General features: G+C 41.5%; 18 protein-coding genes. 11 read left to right on the top strand and 7 right to left on the bottom strand.

The genetic code is table 11. The features are described 5' to 3' along the window. Positions 1–180 precede the first annotated feature (180 nt). Together AC27JR_RS15280 and AC27JR_RS15275 are read left to right on the top strand one after the other, a co-directional pair. Positions 181–756 (top strand): hypothetical protein, encoded by a 576-nt coding sequence (locus AC27JR_RS15280; RefSeq protein ID WP_008464991.1) that lies wholly within the window; start codon positions 181–183, stop codon positions 754–756. A 150-nt stretch (positions 757–906) separates the two neighbouring features. Next, complete coding sequence (locus AC27JR_RS15275; protein ID WP_487174057.1) at positions 907–2,979, top strand: S9 family peptidase; 2,073 nt, start codon at positions 907–909, stop codon at positions 2,977–2,979. Positions 2,980–3,043: 64 nt separating this feature from the next. On the opposite strand, the gene AC27JR_RS15270 is transcribed toward AC27JR_RS15275, so the two are convergent. Next, positions 3,044–3,517 (bottom strand): Dps family protein, encoded by a 474-nt coding sequence (locus AC27JR_RS15270; protein ID WP_487174056.1) that lies wholly within the window; start codon positions 3,515–3,517, stop codon positions 3,044–3,046. A gap of 399 nt (positions 3,518–3,916) precedes the next feature. Here AC27JR_RS15270 and AC27JR_RS15265 point away from each other — a divergent pair, with 399 nt between their 5' ends. After that, positions 3,917–4,126 (top strand): hypothetical protein, encoded by a 210-nt coding sequence (locus AC27JR_RS15265; protein WP_008464997.1) that lies wholly within the window; start codon positions 3,917–3,919, stop codon positions 4,124–4,126. Here AC27JR_RS15265 and AC27JR_RS15260 read toward each other — a convergent pair. Both AC27JR_RS15260 and AC27JR_RS15255 read right to left on the bottom strand, forming a co-directional pair. Then, positions 4,123–4,728: a PGAP1-like alpha/beta domain-containing protein gene (locus tag AC27JR_RS15260; protein WP_008112864.1), complete on the bottom strand. Its 606-nt coding sequence runs from the start codon at positions 4,726–4,728 to the stop codon at positions 4,123–4,125. The genes AC27JR_RS15265 and AC27JR_RS15260 overlap by 4 nt on opposite strands. 183 nt (positions 4,729–4,911) lie before the next feature. After that, complete coding sequence (locus AC27JR_RS15255; RefSeq protein ID WP_487174055.1) at positions 4,912–5,448, bottom strand: YaeQ family protein; 537 nt, start codon at positions 5,446–5,448, stop codon at positions 4,912–4,914. Between the two features lie 91 nt (positions 5,449–5,539). Here AC27JR_RS15255 and ylqF point away from each other — a divergent pair, with 91 nt between their 5' ends. Together ylqF and AC27JR_RS15245 are read left to right on the top strand one after the other, a co-directional pair. Beyond that, positions 5,540–6,484: a ribosome biogenesis GTPase YlqF gene (gene ylqF, locus AC27JR_RS15250; protein ID WP_131691847.1), complete on the top strand. Its 945-nt coding sequence runs from the start codon at positions 5,540–5,542 to the stop codon at positions 6,482–6,484. A 740-nt stretch (positions 6,485–7,224) separates the two neighbouring features. Then, on the top strand, positions 7,225–10,674 hold the full coding sequence (locus tag AC27JR_RS15245; RefSeq protein WP_487174054.1) for a PAS domain-containing hybrid sensor histidine kinase/response regulator: 3,450 nt from the start codon (positions 7,225–7,227) through the stop codon (positions 10,672–10,674). A gap of 23 nt (positions 10,675–10,697) precedes the next feature. On the opposite strand, the gene AC27JR_RS15240 is transcribed toward AC27JR_RS15245, so the two are convergent. Continuing rightward, complete coding sequence (locus tag AC27JR_RS15240; protein WP_487174053.1) at positions 10,698–11,360, bottom strand: response regulator; 663 nt, start codon at positions 11,358–11,360, stop codon at positions 10,698–10,700. A gap of 366 nt (positions 11,361–11,726) precedes the next feature. After that, positions 11,727–14,015: a TonB-dependent receptor gene (locus tag AC27JR_RS15235; RefSeq protein ID WP_487174052.1), complete on the bottom strand. Its 2,289-nt coding sequence runs from the start codon at positions 14,013–14,015 to the stop codon at positions 11,727–11,729. Between the two features lie 257 nt (positions 14,016–14,272). Between AC27JR_RS15235 and AC27JR_RS15230 the strand changes: the two genes are divergently transcribed. The 6 genes from AC27JR_RS15230 to fusA all read left to right on the top strand — a co-directional run bounded on the left by AC27JR_RS15230 (position 14,273) and on the right by fusA (position 21,261). After that, on the top strand, positions 14,273–15,574 hold the full coding sequence (locus AC27JR_RS15230) for a GntP family permease (protein WP_487174051.1): 1,302 nt from the start codon (positions 14,273–14,275) through the stop codon (positions 15,572–15,574). A 9-nt stretch (positions 15,575–15,583) separates the two neighbouring features. After that, a complete protein-coding gene (locus AC27JR_RS15225) occupies positions 15,584–16,765 on the top strand; it encodes an E22 family MetX-like putative esterase (protein WP_008108569.1) in 1,182 nt (393 codons plus the stop codon). A 4-nt stretch (positions 16,766–16,769) separates the two neighbouring features. Continuing rightward, on the top strand, positions 16,770–17,531 hold the full coding sequence (locus tag AC27JR_RS15220; RefSeq protein WP_487174050.1) for a 3-hydroxybutyrate dehydrogenase: 762 nt from the start codon (positions 16,770–16,772) through the stop codon (positions 17,529–17,531). A gap of 8 nt (positions 17,532–17,539) precedes the next feature. Next, on the top strand, positions 17,540–18,247 hold the full coding sequence (locus AC27JR_RS15215) for a CoA transferase subunit A (protein ID WP_487174049.1): 708 nt from the start codon (positions 17,540–17,542) through the stop codon (positions 18,245–18,247). A gap of 13 nt (positions 18,248–18,260) precedes the next feature. Then, positions 18,261–18,920: a 3-oxoacid CoA-transferase subunit B gene (locus AC27JR_RS15210; protein WP_008108563.1), complete on the top strand. Its 660-nt coding sequence runs from the start codon at positions 18,261–18,263 to the stop codon at positions 18,918–18,920. A gap of 256 nt (positions 18,921–19,176) precedes the next feature. Beyond that, entirely contained in the window at positions 19,177–21,261 is a 2,085-nt protein-coding gene (gene fusA, locus AC27JR_RS15205; protein ID WP_487174048.1) for an elongation factor G, read from the top strand. A gap of 230 nt (positions 21,262–21,491) precedes the next feature. On the opposite strand, the gene AC27JR_RS15200 is transcribed toward fusA, so the two are convergent. Both AC27JR_RS15200 and hemB read right to left on the bottom strand, forming a co-directional pair. Continuing rightward, complete coding sequence (locus AC27JR_RS15200) at positions 21,492–24,155, bottom strand: ExeM/NucH family extracellular endonuclease (protein ID WP_487174047.1); 2,664 nt, start codon at positions 24,153–24,155, stop codon at positions 21,492–21,494. A gap of 136 nt (positions 24,156–24,291) precedes the next feature. Next, entirely contained in the window at positions 24,292–25,299 is a 1,008-nt protein-coding gene (gene hemB / locus AC27JR_RS15195; protein WP_008108557.1) for a porphobilinogen synthase, read from the bottom strand. Positions 25,300–25,308 lie beyond the last annotated feature (9 nt).

The raw sequence follows: 25,308 nt of genomic DNA, 5'->3' as shown, positions 1-25,308 counted from the left end.
AAATTCCGGTTACATTCTTTTGTTTGATTATTGCAACATTGCGAATTACAATCAGTCGGTATTGGTATTACACAATGGTTTTTAACCTAATACTTTAGTTAATGCATATTAGCCTTCGAGCTAGTGTGCCTGTTGTAAGCCATATGATATGGGCGACGTTTGACTCTTTAAGGTGTTGCAGTGTTTATACATTCATCATTAACGTGTGGAGAATGGTTAACTATTGGTTGTCTTGGGCTCGATCAGTATAGCCAGCTATTTGTTGGTGATACGGTTAGTGTGAGCTTTTACGATGAGCATGGTGAATTATCTCAGCTAGCGTTTGAATATGAAATACTCTCCCCAGAGCAGGGTGAACCCCATGCTTGGAGCTTGCTGGTGGTTGAGCATATTAATATGCATATTCCGCTGGTGTGCGCTGGCAGAATGACAGAGCAAGGATTAGTAGTCGCTTATAGGCATAATAAAATATTTGCGCTTGAAAGTAGTGGTATTTGTAGCGCGGTGGTTCATTTTAATCGCGCTGAAAAAAATAAAAAATTAATTGCTGTAAATAGCCTTGGATACGATGCAATTTATCCTCAAAATGGCGATATGTATAGTGCAGGCACCAAAGTACTACAGCCTAAAACGGGGCATATATACCAGTGTAAGGCATGGCCATTTAGCGAGTTTTGCCGTGTAGATGAGCATAACACTATGTTTGAGCCTGGCGTTGGCGAAAGCTGGACTATGGCTTGGCAGCAAATACAGTAAATCAACTTCCCTTAGGTATAACGACAACAATAAAATTCACGTAGTTTTTAGTTATCGAATTTATACCGCTTTAGCCCACTCAACTATGAGTGGGCTTTTTTATTTTTATGATAAACTGGCCGCCATTGTTATTTTTTAAGCGGTTTTTTTGTGTATTCTTCTGATTATTCTTTAAGCTTATTGCCTAATTTTCCTATTGCTAAAAAGCAACCTCATGCGCTTACTACTCACGCAAAAACACGCAGTGATGATTATTATTGGATGCGTGATGATGAACGACAAAATGCCGAAATACTCGCGCATTTAGCACAAGAAAACGCCTATTGTGATGAGCAATTAGCCGCCATTAAGCCATTACAAAATACACTATTTGAGGAGCTTAAGGGGCGTATTGTAAAAGACGACAACACCGTACCGGTCAAAGATGGCCAGTATTGGTATCACTCAGAGGTTCGCGGAGATGATGAATATGCACGCCATTATCGCAGTAGCAGTATGGCAATGGCTAATAAAGCGTTACTACTTGATGTGAATGAACTTGCCAACGGCTATGAGTTTTATGAGCTAGGGGAAGTGGCGCTGAGTCCCAATGAGCAATTAATGGCATATTCTGAAGATACTGACGGCAGACGTATTTACACAGTTCGATTTAAAGATTTAAACAGTAATAAAATGCTCGACGATATACTTGAAAATACCGAGGGGCAAGTTGTTTGGGCGAACGACAATAAAACCGTATTTTATGTAAAAAAGGATTTAAAAACCTTATTAGGTTATCAAGTTTTTAGACATGAGCTAGGGAGTGAGCAACACCAAGATGTGTTGGTATACGAAGAGCAAGATAGTAGCTTTTTTATGGGCTTAGGTAAAAGTCGTGATGAAAGCTTAATTATTATTGATTTAGCGAGTACAGAAACTAACGACATGTGGATACTGGATGCCAATCAGCCTCAAGGCGAGTTTACTGCTTTAATGCCGCGTGAAGAGGGGCATGAATTTGATATTGATAAGCTTGGTGATACTTTTTATATAGTGACTAACTGGCAGGCTAAAAACTTCCGACTAATGATTGCGACAAGCGATACCATAGCGGATAAAAGCCAGTGGCAAACACATACCCCTCATCGTGAAAATGTATTATTAGAAGGCGTTGAACTATTTAACGACTTTTTAGTGCTTAGCGAGCGCGAGCAAGGGCAAGCCCGCTTTGTTGTGGTTAATAAAAATGCTGAGCGAATGAACCTTGAGTTTGATGATCCTTGCTATTACGCTGCTATTGCCATGAACCCAGAACCAAATGTAGCTCATGCGCGCATTTACTATTCAAGCTTAACAACGCCAGGCTCGCTCTATAATGTTGATTTAACCACAGGCGAAAAAACCTTACTTAAACAACAAAAAGTACTCGGTGATTTTAACGCAGAAGACTACCAGTCAGAGCGACTTATGGTCAGCGCTCGAGATGGGGTAAAAGTGCCGGTGTCGTTGGTATATCGTAAAGATAGCTTTAAAAAAGATGGCTCAAATCCGTTGTTTCAATATGGTTATGGCGCGTATGGGATCACCATAGATCCAAGCTTTTCGAGTACGTCACTTAGCTTACTCGACCGTGGTTTTGTTTATGCAATTGCGCATGTGCGTGGTAGCGAAATGCTAGGGCGTTCATGGTACGAACACGGTAAAAAGCAGCATAAACAAAATAGCTTTAATGACTTTATAGATATAACCAAAGCACTAACCGAACAAGGATATGGCAACAAAAGTAAAGTGTTTGCTTCAGGTGGTAGTGCCGGTGGGTTATTGATGGGAGCCGTAGCAAACCAAGCACCTAAACTCTACTGTGCTATGGGTTGCCATGTGCCATTTTTAGATGTGCTTACCACTATGTTGGATGAAAGCATACCGCTTACAACAAATGAATATGACGAATGGGGTAATCCAAATGACCCTGATTTTTACGATATTATTAAAGCGTACTCACCGTATGATAATATTAGTGCGCAACACTACCCCAATATATTGGTAACAACCGGCTTGCATGACTCGCAAGTACAATATTGGGAGCCAATGAAGTGGGTAGCTAAAATGCGTGAATATAAAACTGATGATAATATTTTAGTGTTTAAAACTGATATGGATGCAGGACATGGTGGTGCATCTGGGCGCTTCAAAAGCTTAGAAGAAAAAGCACTAGAAATGGCCTTTTTTATCGCTTTGTCATAGCCAGTATATGATTATCACAAAAAAGCCTCAGTAATAACTGAGGCTTTCTATTTTTTAAAATAACTTAATCTAGGTAGGCTTTTAACATCCACACTAGTTTTTCTTGCTCTTTAATGTAGTCACTCATTAATGACGCGGTACCTTCATCATCAGCTTCAGCGGCTTGTGCAAGAATATCGCGCTGCATTTTAATTAAGCTGCTGTATCCGGCAAGTAAGTTCTCTACTGCGGTTACGCCATCGCTGATCCCTTTTGCTTCTTTAATTTCACTTACTTCTAAGTAATCTGAAAATGCATGCAGCGGTGCACCATCAAGCGTTAAAATACGTTCTGCGATTTCATCGACTTTTAACAATAGTAAGTTATAAATTTCTTCAAACTTTAAATGTAATTCAAAAAAGTTTCGGCCTTTAATGTTCCAGTGAAAACCACGCGCGTTCATATATTGAATTTGATAGCTGCTTAAAAGCGTATTCAGTGACTTAATAATATTTTCACTTTTTGTACTGTTTAAACCAATTGCATTTACTTGCGACATACTTTGCTCCTTAAATAACCGTTTTATGAATCTTTCACACATTGTTCAATGAAATAAGTATTGCTCATTATCGTCTATGAATAAAATCGTTTATACATATTGATGCCATAGCTAAAAGCTATCAGCGTATCTGTGATTTTATAAATAAATTAACTAACGCCATTTCATAGATATGGGTTGTGTTTATAAAAATACTACCTTGAGCAGCGAAATTGTTTATTTTGTGAGTACAAAATATGATCTAAAACAAGCTTTTGACAGGCGCAGCACAGACTTATTTTATTTATTGATTTAGGTCAAAAAACGCGCATAAGTAAAGCGCATAATCAATATAACCCAACTTGATAGAGAGCACTTTATTAAGTTAAGGGGCTACTTGATTAGATGCGGAGAGAAATAATGGAAGCTAAAACACGTAAAGAGAATAAAGCTGAACTCATCGTTATTGGTATTGCTTTGGTAGGGTTTGTATTAGGGCTAGTGGCACACTTAGCGGGTGCGAGCTTTGCAAACTCTGACGCCTTTGGTTATATCGCTGCACCAATGCCTTTGGTGCTAGGTATTATATTTTTGATTAGCTACAAAGTGGCCGCTGCTGCCGAGGATTAAATGTCTTCGTTCAAGCGCTCAAGAATATAATTAACTACTTGGCGAGAGTAAATCATACTGGTATGGCTTAAATGAAACACCTTGTGTTCAGCCATCCCTTTAAGTTTGGTTTCATCTAGCAGTACGGTGCCATCAGAGCGGCTACCTTTAACAATGAGTGGCATTAAACCAATCGGTAAGTCGCCGGCAATACTGTATAGCTTGGCTTTAAAAGGCCAATCACCATTCTTAGATAGTAAAAATTCAACACTATTTTTTAATAATAGTTCGAACCCTTTTTGCTGCATTTTTTCAGCAATATGGCTGCCAGTGTGTGGCGTACCTAAGGTGATCACCTTTTCAACATGATGACTTGGTGCTGAGTTTGCTTCTAAGTAGGCGCGAGCAACTAAGCCTCCCATAGAGTGGCAAACTAAAGCGGATGGTTCACCACCAATAAACTCATCTATTTGCGCAAAAATAGCATCTCGATTAGGGTCACGGGTGTTGTAGGTTAGATTTAAAACCTTAACCCCAGACTCTTCCAAGCGTGAGCACAGCGGGCGCATTACCAAGCCAGACATATACAAGCCATGTAAAACAATCACGTGTTTAACTTTCATACGCCCCCTAATACCAATTTTATTAAAAACATGATCATTCTAGCGTATTAAATAATCCGCTACCTACGTTAAAAATTATTTATATAGAACAACTATATGTCACAATTTTCGCCTAGTTACCGACTTATTTACTTGTCGCTATAATAGATAACTAATTTAATGCAATTGGTATAACTACCGCAATTACACTAATTGCTGAGGTTTTATTTCAATATTGGTGGTGTCGGTATTAACCCAAACTTCACCATCTTGAATGGTAATAGCCAATTTAATATTACGATCAACCAATGCAGCTAATAGCTGAGTAGCTGCATAATCAAGACTAAAAATGCTTAAGTTTTTAAACTCGTACAATTTAGGCTGATGCTTTTGCCACCAAATAGCTTGGTTATTCTCGCCATAGGTATATAAAATTACTTTTTTCGCTTTGTTACAGGCTTTTTTAAGGCGCTTTTCATCAGGCAGCCCCAGCTCAATCCACAGCTCTATTTCTTCGCTGTAATTAATATGCCAAAGCTCCGGCTCATCATCAGCACATAAACCTTTAGTAAACTCTAATCCATCACAGCTATTAAGTGCAAACGCCAGTAAGCGGATCATCAAACGCTGCTCAGTTTCTGATGGGTGTTGTGCCAAGGTTAAATTAAAGTCTTGGTATACGTGACGGTCCATATCGCTAAGCGATAGTTGCGCTTTAATAATGGTAGATTTGAGAGCCATAATATCTAATCTGAAAAAATTTGCGCCAGTATAGCGCAATTAAATGAATTGCCAGTTAAAATAGCTACAAATTATATGTTAGGAGTTAAAAATGGCTATCCAGTGGTTCCCTGGGCACATGAATAAAGCCCGAAATGAAATTAAAGAAATAATGCCACAAATGGATGTGATCATTGAAGTGCTAGATGCGCGCATTCCTTACAGTAGCGAAAACCCGATGGTGGCTACCTTACGCGAAGGTAAGCCGGTCATCAAAATTCTAAATAAAGCCGATTTAGCTGATCCTAAAATGACGCAAACGTGGAAAGACTATTTTGAGCAAGAAAATGGCGTAAAAGCTATTGCGTTTGGTAACGATAAAGCCGCTGAAGTGCATCGTATTAATGAGCTGTGTAAAAAGTTAGTGCCGCACAAAGTCGGTGCTGATAAGCAAATTAAAGCCATGATCATGGGGATTCCTAACGTAGGTAAATCTACGCTCATTAATGTGCTTGCTGGACGTATAGTGGCTAAAACCGGCAATGAGCCTGCAGTGACTAAGGCACAGCAACGTATTAAACTTGATGATGGTATTATGCTTTACGATACGCCAGGGATGCTGTGGCCAAAAGTAGAGAACGAAAATTCAGGTTATCGTTTAGGCGCAACCGGTGCGATACGTGATACCGCATTGGAATACGAAGAAGTGGCAAGTTACACCGCTGAGTATTTATTACATGCCTATCCTGAGCTTTTAAAAGCGCGCTATAAATTAGATGAACTGCCAGAAAGCGATTGGGAATTTGTTGAAATGGCGGGTAAAAAACGCGGCTGTATTCGCGGTGGTAACCAAATTGATACGTATAAAATGTCAGAAATTCTAATTAATGAATTACGAGATGGCATTATTGGTCGTATTACCATGGAAACACCTGCCATGCGTGAAGAGGAAGAAATAATGGTGGCTGGATTGCGCGCTGCTGCAGAGGCTAAAAAGCAAGCCAAAGAAGAAGAGAAAAAACAACGCCGAGCACGTGCACGAAAAAACCGCCGTTAATTTTTAAAGCGTAGGTTAAAGCCTTACGCATTAAATTACAGACATAAAAAAAGCCCGTAAGGGCTTTTTTAGTTTCATATCTACCGTCACCGATATGAGCAATGTAGCAAGTAAATGAGTAGGGCGGAAACAGGTCATAAACAGCAAGGGGCGTTGTGGTTTATAACAGGTTTCCATAGCTGTTAGCGTGCGCCACACGTCTGTTTCAGGGTCGAGAAACAAATGAATTTTTCAGTCACAAAAAGCAATGTACCGCCTTCTTGTTGATAGTGATTATCAGTTAGATTTGAGTGGTTGTCAACATCTTAATGCAAATAATTCTCATTAACTTTGGGCTGATTGTATATTAAATAACAGGCATAAAAAAAGCCCGTAAGGGCTTTTTAGTTTCATATCAACCGTCACCGATATGAGCAATGTAGCAAGTAAGTAATAGACGATTATCTGCAATCAATATCAAGGGGCGTTGTGATTAATTACAGATAATCTTGGCTTTAACGTGAGCCACACGTTGTTTCAGGGTCGAGAAACAAATGAACTTTACCGTCACAAAAAGCAATGTACTTTCTTCTTGTTGAGATTGATTATCAGTTAGATCTAAGTAACTGTCAACACCTAAATGCAAATAATTCTTATTTTAACTTTTTGTTCATTTATAGCACTAAAGTAAGGGCTGATTTTTGCTGCAATTCTCCTTATGCTAAGTTAAGTATTATAAAAATAATAACAAGAACAAAAATATGTTTTCTATTTGGTTTATTAGCCTTATTGCCGTGGTGTACCTAGGAGTATTATTTGCAGTGGCGGGGTGGGCAGATAGGCGTAAGGTGCTGCCATTCAAAGGTATGATTTATGGCCTATCATTGGGTGTATATTGTACCTCATGGGCCTTTTATGGCACTACCGCGCAAGCCGCAAGTAATGGTTGGTGGTTAGCACCAACTTATGCCGGCACTATTATATTATTTATTTTTGGCTGGCAATTGTATTGCCGTATTGCACATATTTGTCGACAACAAAAACTCACGTCATTGGCTGATTTTATTGCTACGCGATATGGGCAGTCGTCAAGTCTGTCAGGGCTGATCTCACTTATTTCAGTAATAGCGATTGTGCCGTATATTTCTCTTCAGCTAAGTGCAACTGCGCAGAGCATCAACTTAGTCACCGACCGAGCCCCTACTCAAAGTAACCAAGTGTGGGCTGATAGTACGTTTTATATCACTTTATTACTGGCTTTATTTGCGATTTTATTTGGTGCCCGAAGGCTTAAACCTAGCGAGCATAACCCTGGACTAATCGCCAGTATTGCCTTTGAATCAATAGTAAAGTTACTGGCTTTTATTGGGGTGGGTTTATATGTCTGTTTTGTTTTATTTGATAGCCCAGTTGCACTCTACGAGCAAGCACTAGCGCTAAATATACCTAATCAAGTTGCGGCAACTCAAAGCCCTGTTTATGTATATGTTGCGCATACTTTTTTAGGGATACTGGCAACGTTATGTTTACCAGGCCAGTTTCATATGAGCTTTATTGAAAATAACAATAATAATGAACTGGCTACCGCTCGGTGGTTATTTCCGCTTTATTTATTGGCCATTAATTTATTTATATTACCCATTGCTTATGCGGGGCTGGTTTACTTTAACGGCAATAGTGTAGGTCAAGATACCTTTGTATTAGCATTGCCAATGGCGGCAGACAATAGCGGGGTAACCTTACTTGCCTTTTTAGGTGGCTTTTCGGCGGCTACCAGTATGGTAATCGTCTCGTCAATTGTGTTGTCGGTGATGATCACTAACGATTTTATCAATCAGTTTATCTTACGTCGTTCACAGTTAACTTCAAGTAGCCGAGGGCTAGATAAAAATCACTTGCTGCATGCGCGTAAAATAGTGATTGTGCTGATATTGTTACTTAGCTATTTCACTCATAGAGTGCTTGCAGAAACTACCACGCTAGCCAGTGTTGGGCTAATGTCGTTTACCTTGGTGGCACAATTTGCTCCTGCGATGATCATTGGTTTGTGGTGGCGACACGCATCGTGTCGTGGTGCACAGTTTGGGATTTTAAGCGGCTTTGTTATTTGGGGGTATACTCTATTACTACCGAACTTGGCTAGTGGCTTAGGCAGCCAAAGCAGTTGGTTAGTTGAAGGGCCGTGGAATATTAAGTGGTTGGCTCCAACTGATTTATTTTCATTGGGTTTAGAAAGTATAAGCCAATCATTACTATTGTCGTTAGGGGTTAATACACTAGTGTATTTGCTTGTACCACTATTTAGCCGTGCAACGCTTGCTGAGCGTCTGCAAAGCAATAAGTTTATTTCACAATTAAACGACTCGCGATTAAACACTGCATTACAGCCACTCAATTATGAAGACCTAGGTGCATTATTACAGCGTTTTGCTGAAAAAGACGCGAGCCACTCTTTAGTGCAGCAGTATTTCCCACATGAAAAAAGCCAATGGAAGCGGATTGCTAATGTTGAGCTTGAGTTATTAGTTGAGCGTGAAATGTCAGCGGTTATTGGTGGCGCATCAGCACGGCTAATTTTAGATGTAGCGAAAAATGAGCAGCGTCAGCCTTTAGAACAAGTCGCCGAGTTTGTAGATGAAGCTAGCCAAGTACTTAAATTTAATCGTGATTTGCTGCAATCTACCATTGAAAATATTCAGCAAGGCATTAGCGTAGTTGATAGGGAACTTCGTTTGGTAGCCTGGAATCAAGGTTATAAGCAGATGTTTAATTATCCTGAAAGTGCTTTGTATATAGGCCGACCTGTTGCCGATATTATTCGCTTTAACGCTGAGCGAGGCTTATTTCGTGGTGAGGATATTAATACTGAAGTTGATAAGCGTTTAGCGTATTTAAAGCAAGGTAGTGCTTATAAATATCAGCGTGCTCACAACGATGGGCGAGTATTTGAAATGCAAGGTAAGCCTTTACCTGGCGGTGGATTTGTAACGACCTATACCGACATAAGTGAATTTGTAAAACAACAAAAAGCGCTAACACAAGCTAATTTAAGTCTTGAAGAACAAGTGGCTACGCGAACTGCGGCATTAACACAGGCTAACCAAGCGCTTTCTAAAGCTAAGCAAGTAGCAGAGCAAGCAACAGTAAGTAAAACGCGTTTTTTTGCCGCAGCGAGTCACGATTTATTGCAGCCATTTAATGCAGCAAGTTTGTTTTGCTCGCTGATGAACGAAAAAGCTCAAGATACTGAGCTTAAAGAGCTAGCCATGAATATTAAAAATTCATTAGGCAGTGCGGAAGAGTTACTTTCAAGTATTTTGGAATTAACTAAGCTCGATTCGGGCTCGTTTAAAGTACAGCTAACGGAATTTAATGTGAGTAGTTTAATAGAGCCATTGCGTAATGATTATTTAGCGCTTGCTCAAGAAAAAGGCCTCAGCTTTGTTGTTGAGTCGTGTGAAGCGCGAATTTACACAGATAAAGCATTACTTAAGCGTGTACTAAGAAACTTACTAAGTAATGCGATTCGCTACACTGAGCACGGTGAAGTACGCTTAAGAGTCTTGCTTGATGAACGCCATGTGTCGTTTGTGATTGAAGACACAGGCATAGGTATTGCCACTAGTGATCAGCAGAGTATTTATCAGGAATTTAAACAATTGGGTGAAAAACCCAATGCTGAAGGACTTGGTTTAGGGTTGTCGATCACCAAACGAATTTGTGACCTACTCGAGATCCCTTTAGTAATGGGGTCGCAACTAAATAAAGGCACGCAATTTACATTGACCATGCCATGTACTCCTAGTTTAAAAACTCAGCCCGAGCCAAACCGAACTGCTAATCTTGAAACAGAGCTGGGCCTGTTAACTATTTGGCTTGTAGATAACGATCGCAATGTACTTGAAGCACTTAAACAATTGCTTGAAAACTGGGGCTGTGAAATTGCTACCGCCACTAACTTAATAGAGCTTGAGCAACTAAAAGCAGCGCATGAGCTGCCACAGTTACTGATTGTTGATTATCAGTTGGATGATGGTGTAACGGGACTGGAGGTCATTGAACAAGCAGGACTAATGACATTGCCCGCCATAGTCAACACTGCCAACCATGATGAAGGTATTCGTGAACGGGTGCTTGATGCAGGCTACCCGCTTTTATATAAACCACTCAAAGCGCCCGCTTTAAAGCGAATGATAAAGCGGCTTACTTAATTCAAAGCTGATTAAAAACTTTTTTAACTGGTTTCTAATTTACCCACTTGTGACAACTGGTTAAATAAAATGCCTGCTTGGGTGCGGTTATACACATTGAGTTTACGCAAAATGGCCGATACATGTTGTTTTATGGTGGTTTCTTGAATCGACATTTCAAATGCAATTTGTTTATTGAGTAGGCCATCAGCAATCATAACGAGTACACGGTATTGCTGTGGTGTGAGTTTTTCAAGGTTGCGGGCAAAGCTACTTTGCTCGTCGTTAACGATTACATCAGTTAAATCAACATCTGGTGGCAACCAAGAGTCGCCATTAAGTACATGTTCAATGGCTTCACTGATCACATCAAGGGATGATGACTTTGGAATATACCCAGCAGCACCTAAGCTCATGGCTTGCTTTATAATCGTGGGGGTTTCATTAGCCGATACCATAATAATTAATATATCAGGGTATTGATTTCTTAGTTGCGAGAGCGCTTGTAAACCATTGGCGCCTGGGATGGTTAAATCTAAAAATATCAGCTCTATCTCAGGGTGCGATTTTAATAAGCTAAATAACCCGTCGATATCACTGGTTTCTTTTATATATTGTTCTGGTACAGAAGTCGCTGCCGCTTGACGTAGCGCACTTCTGAATAAAGGATGGTCATCAGCAATTATGGTATTCACAGCACAAGCCATTTCAAATAGTCTCCAATGCATTAAGTTATATGTGATTTTGTGATGTGAAACAAGGTTTGTCTGTGGGGATAAACAGACAAACCCTAGGGTCTGTTCACCTTTCAAGGTTGAATTTGCAGCAGTCTGTTTGATATTTAGGCAAGGTAGAGCCTATGTCATGTGGTTACTCCACATAAATAGGCGATAACGCAGCATCAATGCCAAACAGGCGCTGCCCTTCGGGTTCTTCCGAGGGGCGATTTACTCTTTGTTGCTCGGTTTTTACTTAGCCCACTAGGTTACAAACCTCGCGCCGCGATTAAAACAGCCCCTAGTTTGAACAAATTTCAATTCGCAAAGGTCAACAGGCCCTAGTGATATTAAATTTTAAAAACGATAGCCCACAGTGAGTGATATTGTGCGAGGGTCGCCGTAATAACCAATTAAGGTATTATCGCCACCAAGGCCTGGCGTATATTTGCTGATGTTAGTTGGATCTGAAGGATCAGGAGCTACGAACTGGTAACCGCCAATCATGTATTCTTCATCGGTTAGGTTTTTACCATAAATACCTGCGGTCCAATGGCCATCAGTGCTGTACCACGTTACGCCCATATTGAGAATACCGTAGGCATCTTGAGTCAGTAAGCTGTCTTCTTCGAACAGTGCGTAATCACCACGGTGATAGTAATTACCGTTCATAACGAAGTCGCCCATTTCTGTGTATAAACGATAAGTAGCGCCCAAGTTGAAAGTTAGATCTGGGGTGTTTGAAACACTAAAACGGTCTGATTTATCAAATATTTCACCGGTATCTGGATTGGTATCAATCACGTTTTCAAAACTACTGTCGATGTAACCAATTGACGCGTCAAAGGTTAGGGCATCGCTTGCAACATAGCTAAGTTCTAATTCAACGCCATCAGACTTAGATTCGCCAATATTGCCTAAACGCTGGTTTAAATCGGCAGCACTGTCACCGGGTAATACCGAAATATACTGGCGGTCTTTATGATCAAGTGTGAATACGGTTAAGTTTGCGCGTAAATTATCATTCCATTCGCTTTTCATACCTAACTCGAATGAGTCAACAATTTCAGGATTTGCAGCTTTTTCTGGACCACTTGCGCGCGGGTTAAATGTGCCCGATTTAAAGCCTTGTGAGTAACTAGCAAAAAACATAATGTCGTTATTGTATTGGTATTCCACACCCGCACGAGGCGTAAAACGTGACCAGTCTTCACTGTCATCAAGTACAGTAGGCACTAATTGTCCCTCAGGGCGAACATAGCCCGGAACCCAGCCTGATTCAGGGTAAACAATGTCAAAAATAAGACCATTATTTACAATCGCTTCTTTGCTGTCTTTGGTATAGCGCGCGCCAAGGGTCATTGACCATTTATCATCAAAGTCATAGCTTCCTTGTATGTATGCTGCTTTACTAGTTGAGTTACTACAGCCACTCACTTCACGGGTAAGGCCTGGCGCCCCTAAGCTTTGACCAAGCACACCCAGTACAGCTTCAAACTGCCCACATGACTCACCATCATAATAATAAAGCCCTGATACCAGCTTATAGTTATCACCGCTATGATTTAATTGTAACTCGTGAGTGGTTTGTTCATCGTCATAAATGGCTGGAACATCAAAAATAGGCAAAGAGGTATTATCAAAGTCGATATTGGTTGGTGAATAGCTTTCTCTTGTTGCTGCAACGTATTTAATACTGGTGTTTGCACTCATATCCCAGCGAGCAGTTAAGCTCATACCTTCAAGTTCTACTTTGTTCCATGTAGGTAAACTAGTATAAGAGTCATACACGCTATCTGGCACAGGTGCATTCGTTAATATGCTTGGAAGTAAGCGATACCCGCCTTTGGCGTTAGAGTCATCATCGGTTTTATCCCACGCGAAGCGAAAGAATAAGTCATCGATTGGGGTGTACTCTAGCGTAACCCGTGCAGCGGTAACATCTTTGTTGTAGTTTTCGCGGTCTTGATTATCAAGCGCTGACGTTAAAAATTCACCATAGCCATCTCTATTGAGTGTGGCAAAACCAAAACCCACATAGAGTTTTTCATCAATAAGCGGCAGTTGACCAGTGACTTTTAAATCTTTTTGACTGTAGCTGCCTACGGTGCCTTGAATATTTAGCGTTGCATCACCGCTCATTTCTTTGGTGACATATTTTACTGCACCACCAATGGTGTTTTTGCCATACAGGGTACCTTGCGGACCGCGTAACACTTCAATTTGTTGTACATCTAATAAGTCGAGTACGGCACCTTGCGGGCGGGCGATATATACGTCATCAATGTAAATACCTACACCGGGTTCATAACCCCAGAGAGGGTCTTGCTGACCTACACCGCGAATAAACGCAGTGATGGTAGAGTTAGTACCTCGGCTTGATTGTAGCGTGGTGTTGGGCGAAAACTGCTGTACCTCGGTCATCACGCTAATGCCGTTTTCTGCTAATTCTTGTGCACCGATTGAAGTCACGGCGACCGGAACTTCTTGTAAGTTTTCAACGGTTTTACGAGCGGTTACTTCAATGCGTTCTAATTCACCTTTTTTGGCGACTACGGCTTGTTCAGCACTGATGCTGTTGGCACTAAATAAGGCGAGTGAAACGGCTAATGTGACCGGTGTGATACTTTGTTTGAGCTTTATCATGGTGTGTTCCTGTTGTTATTAGTTAATTATGTTTTTGCTCATGTCACCTGTATTCACTGTAGAAGATAGTGTTAAAAAATGAATTAGTACCATAGTGCTATATGTTTTTAACACCTTGACTTATATTGGTTTTAAGCCAAATTTAAAGCGTGTAGTACCTTAGTGTTATGTCTTTATTTAATATTAACCGTAACACTTAAAGGTACTTACTGCGATGTCACCTCATCTAGGTAATAACAATAATTATAGGAATGTCTATGCTGAGCATGATAGGGCTGTTAGGCGGTTTAATACTGCTGATAATTTTAACTTTGCGTGGGGTCAATTTATTTATTGCCGCGCCAATCTGTGCGCTGTTGGTCGCGTTAACTAGCGGGATGGCTATATTCCCAGTGACTGCCGACAGTAACTTTATTAACGCGTATATGGATGGCTTTGCTGGGTTTTTAAGTGCATGGTTTTTTATGTTTTTACTGGGCTCGTTGTTCGGTAAATTTATGGAAGATACAGGCGCAGCAGACAGCGTAGCCAGTTACATTGTTGGCAAACTAGGCATGAAACATGCGGTACTGGCTGTGGTGATTGCTTGTGCCGTGCTGACTTATGGCGGAGTCAGTGTATTTATTGTGGCGTTTTCGGTTTACCCGATGGCGCTCAGTTTATTTAAAGACGCCGATTTGCCGCGGCGCTTTATACCCGCAACATTAGCGTTTGGCTCAGTGACATTCACTATGACCTCTGCGGGCTCGCCTGAAATTCAAAATTGGATCCCGGTAAAGCATTTAGGTACCTCACCTTATGCTGCATGGGAGGTAAGCTTAGTGGTGGCCATTTTTATGGCGACAGTCGGCTACTTTTGGCTAAATAAAATGATTAAAAAGGAGGTTGCCAAAGGTGAACGCTTTGATGCCAGAGACGATGATCCGGTTATTTTAGAGCGTGAACGCCCCCACCCAATCACCGGCGTAATTCCTTTGCTGGTGGTGCTACTCTTATCATTTATGTTGCATGATGTTTTACAGCAAACCGCGCTAATTGTGGCGTTGCTTGGCGGTGTTTTAAGTATTGTGGTCATTAATTATAAGTATTTTCATAACATGGGAAATGCTATCAATATGGGTACAACTGGTGCATTAGTGGCAATAGGTAACACTGCTGCTGTAGTCGGGTTTGGCGCAGTAGCTAAAGTATCACCGGCGTTTATTGCTGCTGTTGACGCTATGACTCATATGCCAGGTAATGAGCTGGTGGGGGCTGCTGTTGCCGTGAGCGTCATTGCTGGATTAACGGGGTCTGCATCCGGCGGACAAGCGATTGCATTACCCCTTGTGGCTCCTGGATATTTGGACATGGGGGTTAATCCAGAGCAATTACATCGAGTGGTTGCTATTAGTTCTGGTGCATTAGATAGCCTGCCACACAATGGCTATGTAGTTACAACCATACGTGCCATTTGTAAAGAAACACATCAACGCGCTTATTGGCCATTAGCTGCACTGACCGTGATTATTCCATTGGTTGGGGTCGCACTCGCACTAAGCTTATTTATCACTTTTTAAGGAATCGCAATGAAAACAATATTAATAATAGGATTGCTGGTTTTATTTAGTAGTACAGTATTTGGTGCTGATAAAGCAGAGCCGTTACTAGTAGAAAAGCAACATTTCACCACAGAAAACTTTACCACCGTCTCGGGTACAACGTTGCAGCAGGTTGATATTGGTTGGGAAAGCTATGGTGAGCTTAATAAGGCCAAAGATAATGTAATTCTGATCACTCATTACTTTTCAGGAACCTCTCATGCAGCAGGTAAATATGCAGCTGATGACGCGGTAGCTGGCTATTGGGATGCATTAATTGGCCCAGGAAAAGCCATAGATACTAACAAGTATTTTGTGATCAGTTCAGACACCTTAGTAAACGCAAATTGGCATGACCCAAACGTAATTACTACGGGGCCAGCATCAATTAACCCAGCAACAGGTAAGCCATACGGTTTGGACTTTCCAGTAGTCACGATTACCGATTTTGTTAACGTACAAAAACGCCTAGTAGAGAGCTTAGGTATTACTAAATTACATGCCGTGATGGGCGCATCTATGGGGTCTTTTCAGGCGCTAGAGTGGGCGACGCGCTATCCAGAGCAGGTTGAACGCCTCATTCATGTTATTGGTGCCGCAACTATGGATGCATGGACTGTGGCTGCGTTAGAAAAATGGGCACTACCCATTCGTTTAGATAAAAATTGGCAGCAAGGTAATTACTATGGCAAGGAGCGCCCATTAGATGGACTCGCTGCTACCATGCTTAATATTACCCAAGATGCTATGCATCCTATTATTTACAACGCCAGTTTTGCTGATTTTAATGTGCATGATGATGGTGCACTTAAAGATATTCGCACTTTGCCTAAGCTTAGCCAAACACTGGCACAGCGTGCTATGGCGCGTGCTAAAACTCAAGATGCAAACCATGTGCTGTATTTAGTACGGGCATCGCAACTATTTACTGCCGGTATGGAGCAAGACCTAAGCACAGCATTAAAAAAAGTGACAGCGAAGACATTGTTACTTCCCGCAACTAACGACCTGCTGTTACGCCCTGAAAATATGCGTACTGTATATGAGTCAATGAAGACGCTAGGAAAAGACGTTCAGTTTTCTGAAATTGAAGGCGGTTGGGGACATTTGGATGGCATTTTTTCAATCTTGCCTAAAGCACAGTTGATCAGTGAGTTTTTAGAGGAATAGCAGTATGAGTCAAAACGTATTAATCACCGGTGCGGCAAGTGGAATAGGATTTTATATTGCCGAGCAGTTAGCGCGAGCAGGGCATACTATTATTGTTACAGACCTTAATGAGCAACAGGCTCAACAAGCAGCGCAAAAAATAGTTAATCAGGGCGGTAACGCTCATGGTTACGCACTTAATGTGGCTGATAGCCAAGCGATTGAAGACTTTTTTAGCACCTTTACGCAACCTGTTGATGTATTAATTAATAATGCAGGGATACAGCATGTAGCTAAATTAGAAGACTTTCCTGCAGATAAGTGGCTGCTTTTACAGCAAGTGATGTTGGTAGGCCCCGCAATGATGAGTAAAGCGGTATTGCCGCGTATGCGTGAGCAAAACTTTGGTCGAATCATTAATATTGGTTCTATTCACGCTATGGTGGCTTCTAAATATAAGTCTGCTTATATTGCAGCAAAGCATGGCTTAATTGGCTTCACAAAAACCATGGCGCTTGAAACAGGGAATGCCAATATCACTATAAATACCGTTTGCCCCGCTTATGTGAAAACGCCTTTAGTTGAACAGCAAATTGCGTCGCAGGCAAAAGAGCATGGCATTTCAGAGCAGCAAGTAATCGACACGATTATGTTAGCACCTATGCCAAAAAAGGCGTTTATAGGGCTTGATGAAATATACCATACCGTGACATTTTTAATGGCAGATGCCGCACGAAATATTACCGCTCAAGCGATCGCCATTGATGGCGGTTGGACAGCACAATAGGGGTTATTATGGCAGGTTTTGATAAAGTAGTAACAAGCTACAGTGAAGCAATGGCAGGGCTTGAAGACGGGATGACTATTATTGCTGGTGGTTTTGGTTTATGTGGCATTCCTGAGGGATTAATTGCACAGATTAAGCGCCAAGGCACCCGAGACTTAACCTTAGTATCGAATAACTGTGGTGTTGATGGCTTTGGATTAGGGTTGTTACTTGAAGACAAGCAAATTAGCAAAATGATTGCCTCGTATGTGGGCGAAAATGGGTTATTTGAGCAGCAGCTACTGAGTGGTGAGTTAGATGTTGAATTGACGCCACAAGGAACATTAGCAGAAAAAATGCGTGCCGGTGGTGCGGGCATTCCTGCCTTTTATACGGCAACAGGTGTAGGTACGCCCGTTGCCGAAGGCAAAGAAACACGTAATATTAACGGCCGTGATTATTTACTTGAGCCGAGTATTACCGGTGATTTTGCTATTGTGAAAGCGTGGAAAGCGGATCGTTATGGAAATTGTATTTATCGTCATACAGCGATGAACTTTAATCCAATGGCCGCAACCGCAGGTAAAATAACCGTGCTCGAAGTTGAAGAAATTGTTGAGCCAGGTGAGCTTGAACCAAGCCAAATTCATACGCCCGGTATTTATATTGACCGTGTTATTAAAGGTGAATTTGAAAAGCGGATTGAAAAAATCACAACGCAAGCGGCAAAGCTTTAAGGAGCACATAGTTATGGCATTAACACGTGAACAAATCGCTAAACGTGTCGCGATGGAACTCGAAGATGGGTATTACGTTAATTTAGGGATTGGTATTCCAACGCTGGTGGCAAACTATGTGCCTAAGGGCATTGAAGTCATGCTGCAATCGGAAAATGGCTTATTGGGCATGGGCCCATATCCACACGCTGACTCAGTGGATGCGGATATGATCAACGCGGGGAAAGAAACGGTAACTGCAGCTACGGGTGCCGCTATTTTTAATTCTGCAGAAAGCTTTGCCATGATCCGCGGTGGGCATGTTGATTTAACGGTTTTAGGTGCTTTTGAAGTGGATCAAAATGGCAACATTGCTAGTTGGATGATCCCCAATAAGCTGGTTAAAGGTATGGGCGGAGCGATGGATTTAGTGGCTGGGGCAAAAAATATTATTTGCACTATGACCCATGCAAACAAGCATGGTGAGTCAAAACTATTAAGTGAGTGCAGCCTGCCACTAACTGGTGTTGCCTGTATCAATAAGGTAATTACGGATTTGGCTTTGTTAGAAATTAAAGACGGTGCTTTTCATTTGTTAGAATGCGCACCAGGGGTGAGTGTTGATGAAATCAAAGCCAAAACTGCGGGTAATTTAGTAATTAGCGATAAGGTCAAAACCATGAGTTTTGAGTAATATTACTAACGATTTACATGGAGCAAAATAATTGTGTTTGCTTCATGTCATCATCCGATTGTGCTTTTAATACCTAACAATAAGGCTTATAAAGACTTAAGCAGTTTAAAACAGGTCTCATTCATACCTCAAAATATCTTTAAAGCAAGTTTTTTATAAATTGATTGCATTTTAAGCGACTTCTATGGTGATGTTCGCTTTAAGTGATGTTATACTCCCGCCGAATAATTTATCGACTTTATTAAGAGTAAAATTAATGGCAGATTTATCGAAGTACAGAAACATTGGTATTTTCGCGCACGTTGATGCGGGTAAAACCACAACTACTGAGCGTATCCTAAAGCTTACAGGTACTATCCACAAAACAGGTGAGGTTCATGATGGTGAATCGACTACCGATTTCATGGATCAAGAAGCTGAGCGCGGTATTACTATCCAGTCTGCGGCAGTAAGCTGTTTCTGGAAAGATCACCGTTTTAACGTTATCGATACTCCTGGACACGTTGACTTCACAGTTGAAGTTTACCGTTCACTTAAAGTATTAGATGGCGGTGTGGGTGTATTCTGTGGTTCTGGTGGTGTTGAGCCACAATCAGAAACTAACTGGCGCTATGCAAATGAGTCAGGCGTTGCACGTATCATCTTCGTAAACAAATTAGACCGTATGGGTGCTGATTTTTACCGTGTAACAGCGCAAGTACAAAAGGTACTTGGTGCTACTCCACTTATCATGACTTTACCAATCGGTATCGAAGATGAGTTCTGTGGTGTTGTTGATGTTTTAACTAAAAAAGCATACATCTGGGATGAGACAGGTCTTCCAGAGAACTACACAATCGAAGACGTTCCAGCTGACATGGTAGAGAAAACTGATGAATACCATGAAATGCTAATCGAAACTGCTGTAGAGCAAGACGATGATCTAATGGAAGCGTACATGGAAGGTGAAATCCCTTCTTTAGAAGACATTCAGCGTTGTATCCGTAAAGGTACTCGTGATCTTGCGTTCTTCCCTACATTCTGTGGTTCTGCATTCAAAAACAAAGGTATGCAACTTGTACTTGACGCAGTTGTAGATTACTTACCTTCACCTACAGAAGTTGACCCTCAACCTCTTATGGATGAAGAAGGTAACGAAAACGGCGAGCATGCAATCGTATCTGCTGATGAATCTTTCAAAGCGTTAGCATTTAAGATCATGGATGACCGTTTCGGTGCATTAACATTCGTACGTATCTACTCTGGTAAGCTTAACAAGGGTGACACTATCCTTAATGCATTTACTGGTAAAACTGAGCGTGTTGGCCGTATGGTTGAGATGCAAGCAGATGAGCGTAAAGAGCTTACTTCAGCACAAGCGGGCGATATCATCGCTATCGTTGGTATGAAGAACGTGCAAACTGGTCACACTCTTTGTGATCCTAAGCACCCAGTAACACTTGAGCCAATGGTATTCCCAACTCCAGTAATCTCGATTGCTGTACAGCCTAAAGATAAAGGCGGTAATGAGAAAATGGGTGTTGCTATCGGTAAAATGGTTGCAGAAGATCCATCTTTCCAAGTTGAGACAGATGAAGATTCAGGTGAGACTATCCTTAAAGGGATGGGTGAGCTTCACTTAGATATCAAAGTAGATATCCTTAAGCGTACTTACGGTGTAGACCTTATCGTTGGTCAACCACAGGTTGCTTACCGTGAAACTATCACTCGTGAAATCGAAGATAGCTACACGCATAAGAAACAATCTGGTGGTTCTGGTCAGTTCGGTAAAATCGATTACCGCATCAAGCCAGGCGAAGTTGCTTCAGGCTTCACGTTTAAATCATCAGTTGTTGGTGGTAACGTACCTAAAGAATTCTGGCCTGCAGTTGAGAAAGGCTTTAAGTCAATGATGAACGAAGGTGTTCTAGCTGGCTTCCCAGTACTTGACGTTGAAGTTGAACTTTTCGACGGTGGCTTCCACGCCGTGGATTCATCTGCAATTGCTTTCGAAATCGCTGCTAAAGGCGCTTTCCGTCAATCGATCCCTAAAGCGGGTGCACAACTTCTTGAGCCAATCATGAAAGTTGACGTGTTCACGCCAGAAGATCACGTAGGTGACGTAATCGGCGACCTTAACCGTCGTCGTGGTATGCTTAGCGACCAAGAAGCTGGTTTAACTGGTGTTCGCATCAAGGCAGACGTACCGTTATCAGAAATGTTCGGTTACATCGGTTCACTACGTACAATGACATCAGGTCGTGGTCAGTTCTCTATGGAGTTCTCACACTACGCACCATGTCCACAAAACGTAGCTGACACTGTAATCGCTGCAGAAAAAGAGAAAAAAGCTGCTAAGTAATTAGCACTTTAATTCTTTAAAAAAACCCGCACGTGTTGCGGGTTTTTTATTGTCTGAAGTTTGAAAGCAGGTGAATACTATTAATACCAACCCGCAATAAGACTTAATCATTTTGAGGGGTTAAATCAGACGCTAGCTGCGTTAAAAACTTCTCATTTAAAACAAGTATTTTCATTGTTTATATTAAAAAAGCCGCTAGTGCGGCTTTTTTATGTTGATAGCAATGAATATTAATCTACGTACTTGATTGCTTTATAAGTGAGTTTTACATTACCAAAGGGTAAAAAGCCATTAACGCGGACTTTCCATTTACCTTCTTTTGGATTGGTAAATGTACAATTTTCTGCGTTTCCTCTGCTTATAGATGCACAGTCATTCTTAAACAAAGTAGGGCTTCTTTTATGACTAACAAATAAATTTGCATCGCCCCAGCCACCGTCTAGGCTAATGGTGAGTTCGTCATAACCTTCAGGGATATCAATGCGGTAGTTTTTCCACCAAAACCAGCCACGAATATTATCAATTTCACCGGTGAGCACTTCAGGCTCTGGTGGTGCAATTACGGTTGAGCGAATATCGACAATAACAGGGTCATGATCTGAGGCTCTGTAAGGCCCTTGAGCATACAAGCTTGATTGCTGAACGTCATATTTAAACTCAACATTATAATCAAGCGAGATAGGCTCATCGGCATTAATATGCCAATCACTGGCGCTCACTACTTTACTTAATAAACTCGGACTTGCTAGGGCATGATCTAAACTACCCGCTCGGCCAGAAAAGCTATAAGAATAACCCAAGGTGTTGCCATCTAGCTCAGCGACCACATTTTTTAGGCCTTTATCAGCAAATGCACGGATAGGATCTTCCATTGCATACGCATTCATGTCGCCAACAAGAATAATATCTTCATCATCAACCCCTGTTGGTTTGCTATTTAGCCAATCAGCAAATGCATTTGCGCCAGCAGTTCTGATTTCATTCCAACATGCTTGGCCGTCATTTTGATCAGCGTTGCCACCAGTTGCACTTCTACAGCCACCTTTAGACTTTAGGTGAGCAACGGCAACAGTAAACACTTCCTCTGTCTCTAAAGACTTAAAGCTTTGCGCAATAGGTGCGCGATTGCTGTAGTCAAAAGGCGCGTCAGTTGTAATCGCTGCTGTTCCTACTTGCTGTACTTTATCAGCACGATAAATAAGCGCGGTAGTGATAGCGTCGGTGCCTACTTGATCAACACCAAAATCTACGAATGCATATTGATTTTGACTATCGGCGTCATTAAGTGCATTTACCAAGCTTGCAACAGCACTAAATTCGCCAAAGCCGTCATTTTCAATTTCCATTAAGCCAATGACATCCGCTTGCATAGCACTGATGGCACTGACCAGCTTTGCCTGTTGACGAATTAACTCAGCTTCTGAATCAGCACCACGGCTAGTTGGAAAACCGCCACCTTGACCATCACCGTTAAAGTAGTTAAGTACGTTAAAGCTTGCTACACGTAAATCAGCATCAGGATTTAATTCTGGTGCATCGGTGCGTGGATTGGTTGCTACAAACTGGGGTGTTACCGTTGGGTGAATGCGATAAGTACTAAAGCTGTAAGCTAGCGCACCTGTTACAGAATTTACTGTATCGCCAGTACGCAGGGTATTCTCTGCTGATAACCCTGGAACAGGATAAGCGATAGGATCGCGATTTTGGCGAGTTGAACCATCATCGAGGAGTATTTTTTTAGTTAGATTTTGCGCTTCAACTGCATTCGCAGCCGCGCCAGGAAGTGCAACTTGAGTACCTTGATATAAACGTTCAGTGGCAAGTTCTAGTTCTCCATAGCGACCTAAACCATAATTGTTAGTAACAATAAGTGGCTGCTCTAAGGTAACCAGCATACCTTCAAACGCCTCTAATTCACTGGGCTCGGTAACGGGTAAAGTGATTTTAGTCGGGTAAGCTGAAAGACCAGTATCACAAATAGCAACTTGACTTACATTGCCAATTTGGGTGGCATCAAAGTATTCTTCAACAGTACCTTGCACGCGAACATGGTCGCCAACATTAACATCAGTATTGGTAAAATAAACAAATACCCCTTCAGAGGTGAGCGGGTTTGCATCCTCATCATAACGAAGTGAGCTAACAAAAAAGCCTTTGAGCTGGTCATCTGCTTGGAAATCAGCCGTCACAACGCCTTCAAATTCAACCACAGTGTTAACCAATGGGCTGCTTGCGCCTTCGCCTTGAATGCTGCTAATTAATGTTTTATCAGCGCCACATAATAAAGGATCTTCAGGTTCTGGCTCTGGTTCAGGATCTGGATTAGGTGAAGAATTTCCTGCAAATATGCCTAAATCACTAAAGTCATCTTGCTCAAATTGCAGCCATTGTTCGCTTGGATTAAAACTGCCATCTGCGTCACTACGTCCGTTTAACTCAGTTTCTTTGCGGCGCAATGTTTTATTTTGTGTTTGTACACCACCTTCAGACCAAAATGAACCAGGGTCTACGCCACGTTGGCCAAAGCTGTCAATAATTACTGAGCCTTGAGTCAATACCAGTGCATCATCGCCATTAAAGTTAGTTACTGCGCTGAGTTGGTCAGCTTTTTCTTTTAGCTCTGCTGAGGCATTACCATTAACAATAACGTAGGTGCTGTTTGCAGCAAGTTCGCCAGTTAAATCGAAGGTATTATTTGCCTCTGTATTGCCATTTGAATAGAGACTGAGGGTATAGCCATCTAATGACAAAGGAGTTGTCGAATTATTAAATAGTTCTACTGCTTTATTATAGCTACTGCCTTCTACGTACTCAGATATAACGAGGTTAGCGGTAGCGGGTGCACTGAGGCTTGCTAATACAAGCGCCAATGGCGTTATTTTTGTTTTTAACATTATTATTTTTCCCGTGTATTTGTTTCCCAAATGGGACGCTTAGTGTAAGGAAAAATGATTACAAATAGAATACAGAATGTTAATAATATAAATATAAAAAAGGGCAATAAAGCCCTTTTATATCAATATACTTTTATCACTTATTTAGATAGCGAGCAGCTTGCTTAGCAAAGTAAGTCAGAATGCCGTCTGCACCAGCACGCTTAAATGCTAATAAAGATTCCATTATGGTTGCTTCTTCGCTCAGCCAGCCATTATCAATAGCGGCTTTATGCATCGCGTATTCGCCACTTACTTGATAAGCAAATGTTGGTACACCAAACTCATCTTTAACGCGACGTACAATATCTAAATAAGGCATACCTGGCTTAACCATGACCATATCGGCGCCTTCTTGAAGGTCAAGTGCGACTTCACGAATTGCTTCATCAGAGTTGGCAGGATCCATTTGATACGTTTTTTTGTCAGCGCCTTTTAAGTTACCCGCAGATCCTACGGCATCTCTAAATGGACCATAGTAGCTTGACGCATATTTTGCTGAATAGGCCATAATGCGAGTATGAATAAAACCATCGGCTTCAAGAGCTTCACGAATTGCACCAATACGCCCATCCATCATGTCTGATGGGGCAACAACATCAGCACCTGCATGTGCATGTGATAGCGCCTGCTTAACTAAAATTTCGGTAGTGACGTCGTTAATCACATAACCTGCATCATCAATAATGCCGTCTTGACCATGCACTGTGAATGGGTCAAGTGCAACATCGGTGATCACGCCAAGCTCTGGGAAGGTTTCTTTTAATGCGCGTACAGTTCTTTGTGCCAAGCCGTCATCGTTATAGGCTTCTTCAGCGAGTAGAGATTTTTTATCTGCTGGGGTAACAGGAAAAATAGCGAGCGCAGGCACACCTAAATCAACTAACTCTTTGGCTTCTTCAAGCAGCAGATCAATCGATAAACGTTCGATACCAGGCATAGATTCAATGCTTTCACGACGATTTTTACCTTCAAGAACAAAAACAGGATAAATAAGATCATTAACACTCAGCTGATTTTCAGCCATAAGGCGACGAGAGAAATCATTACGGCGCATTCTACGCATGCGAGTATATGGGAAAAGGTCTAGTCCAGATTGGGCCATAAGTATACG

The sequence above is a fragment of the Pseudoalteromonas sp. NH0006-26 genome (assembly GCF_057552415.1).
This window is presented reverse-complemented; position numbering and strand designations above follow the sequence as displayed.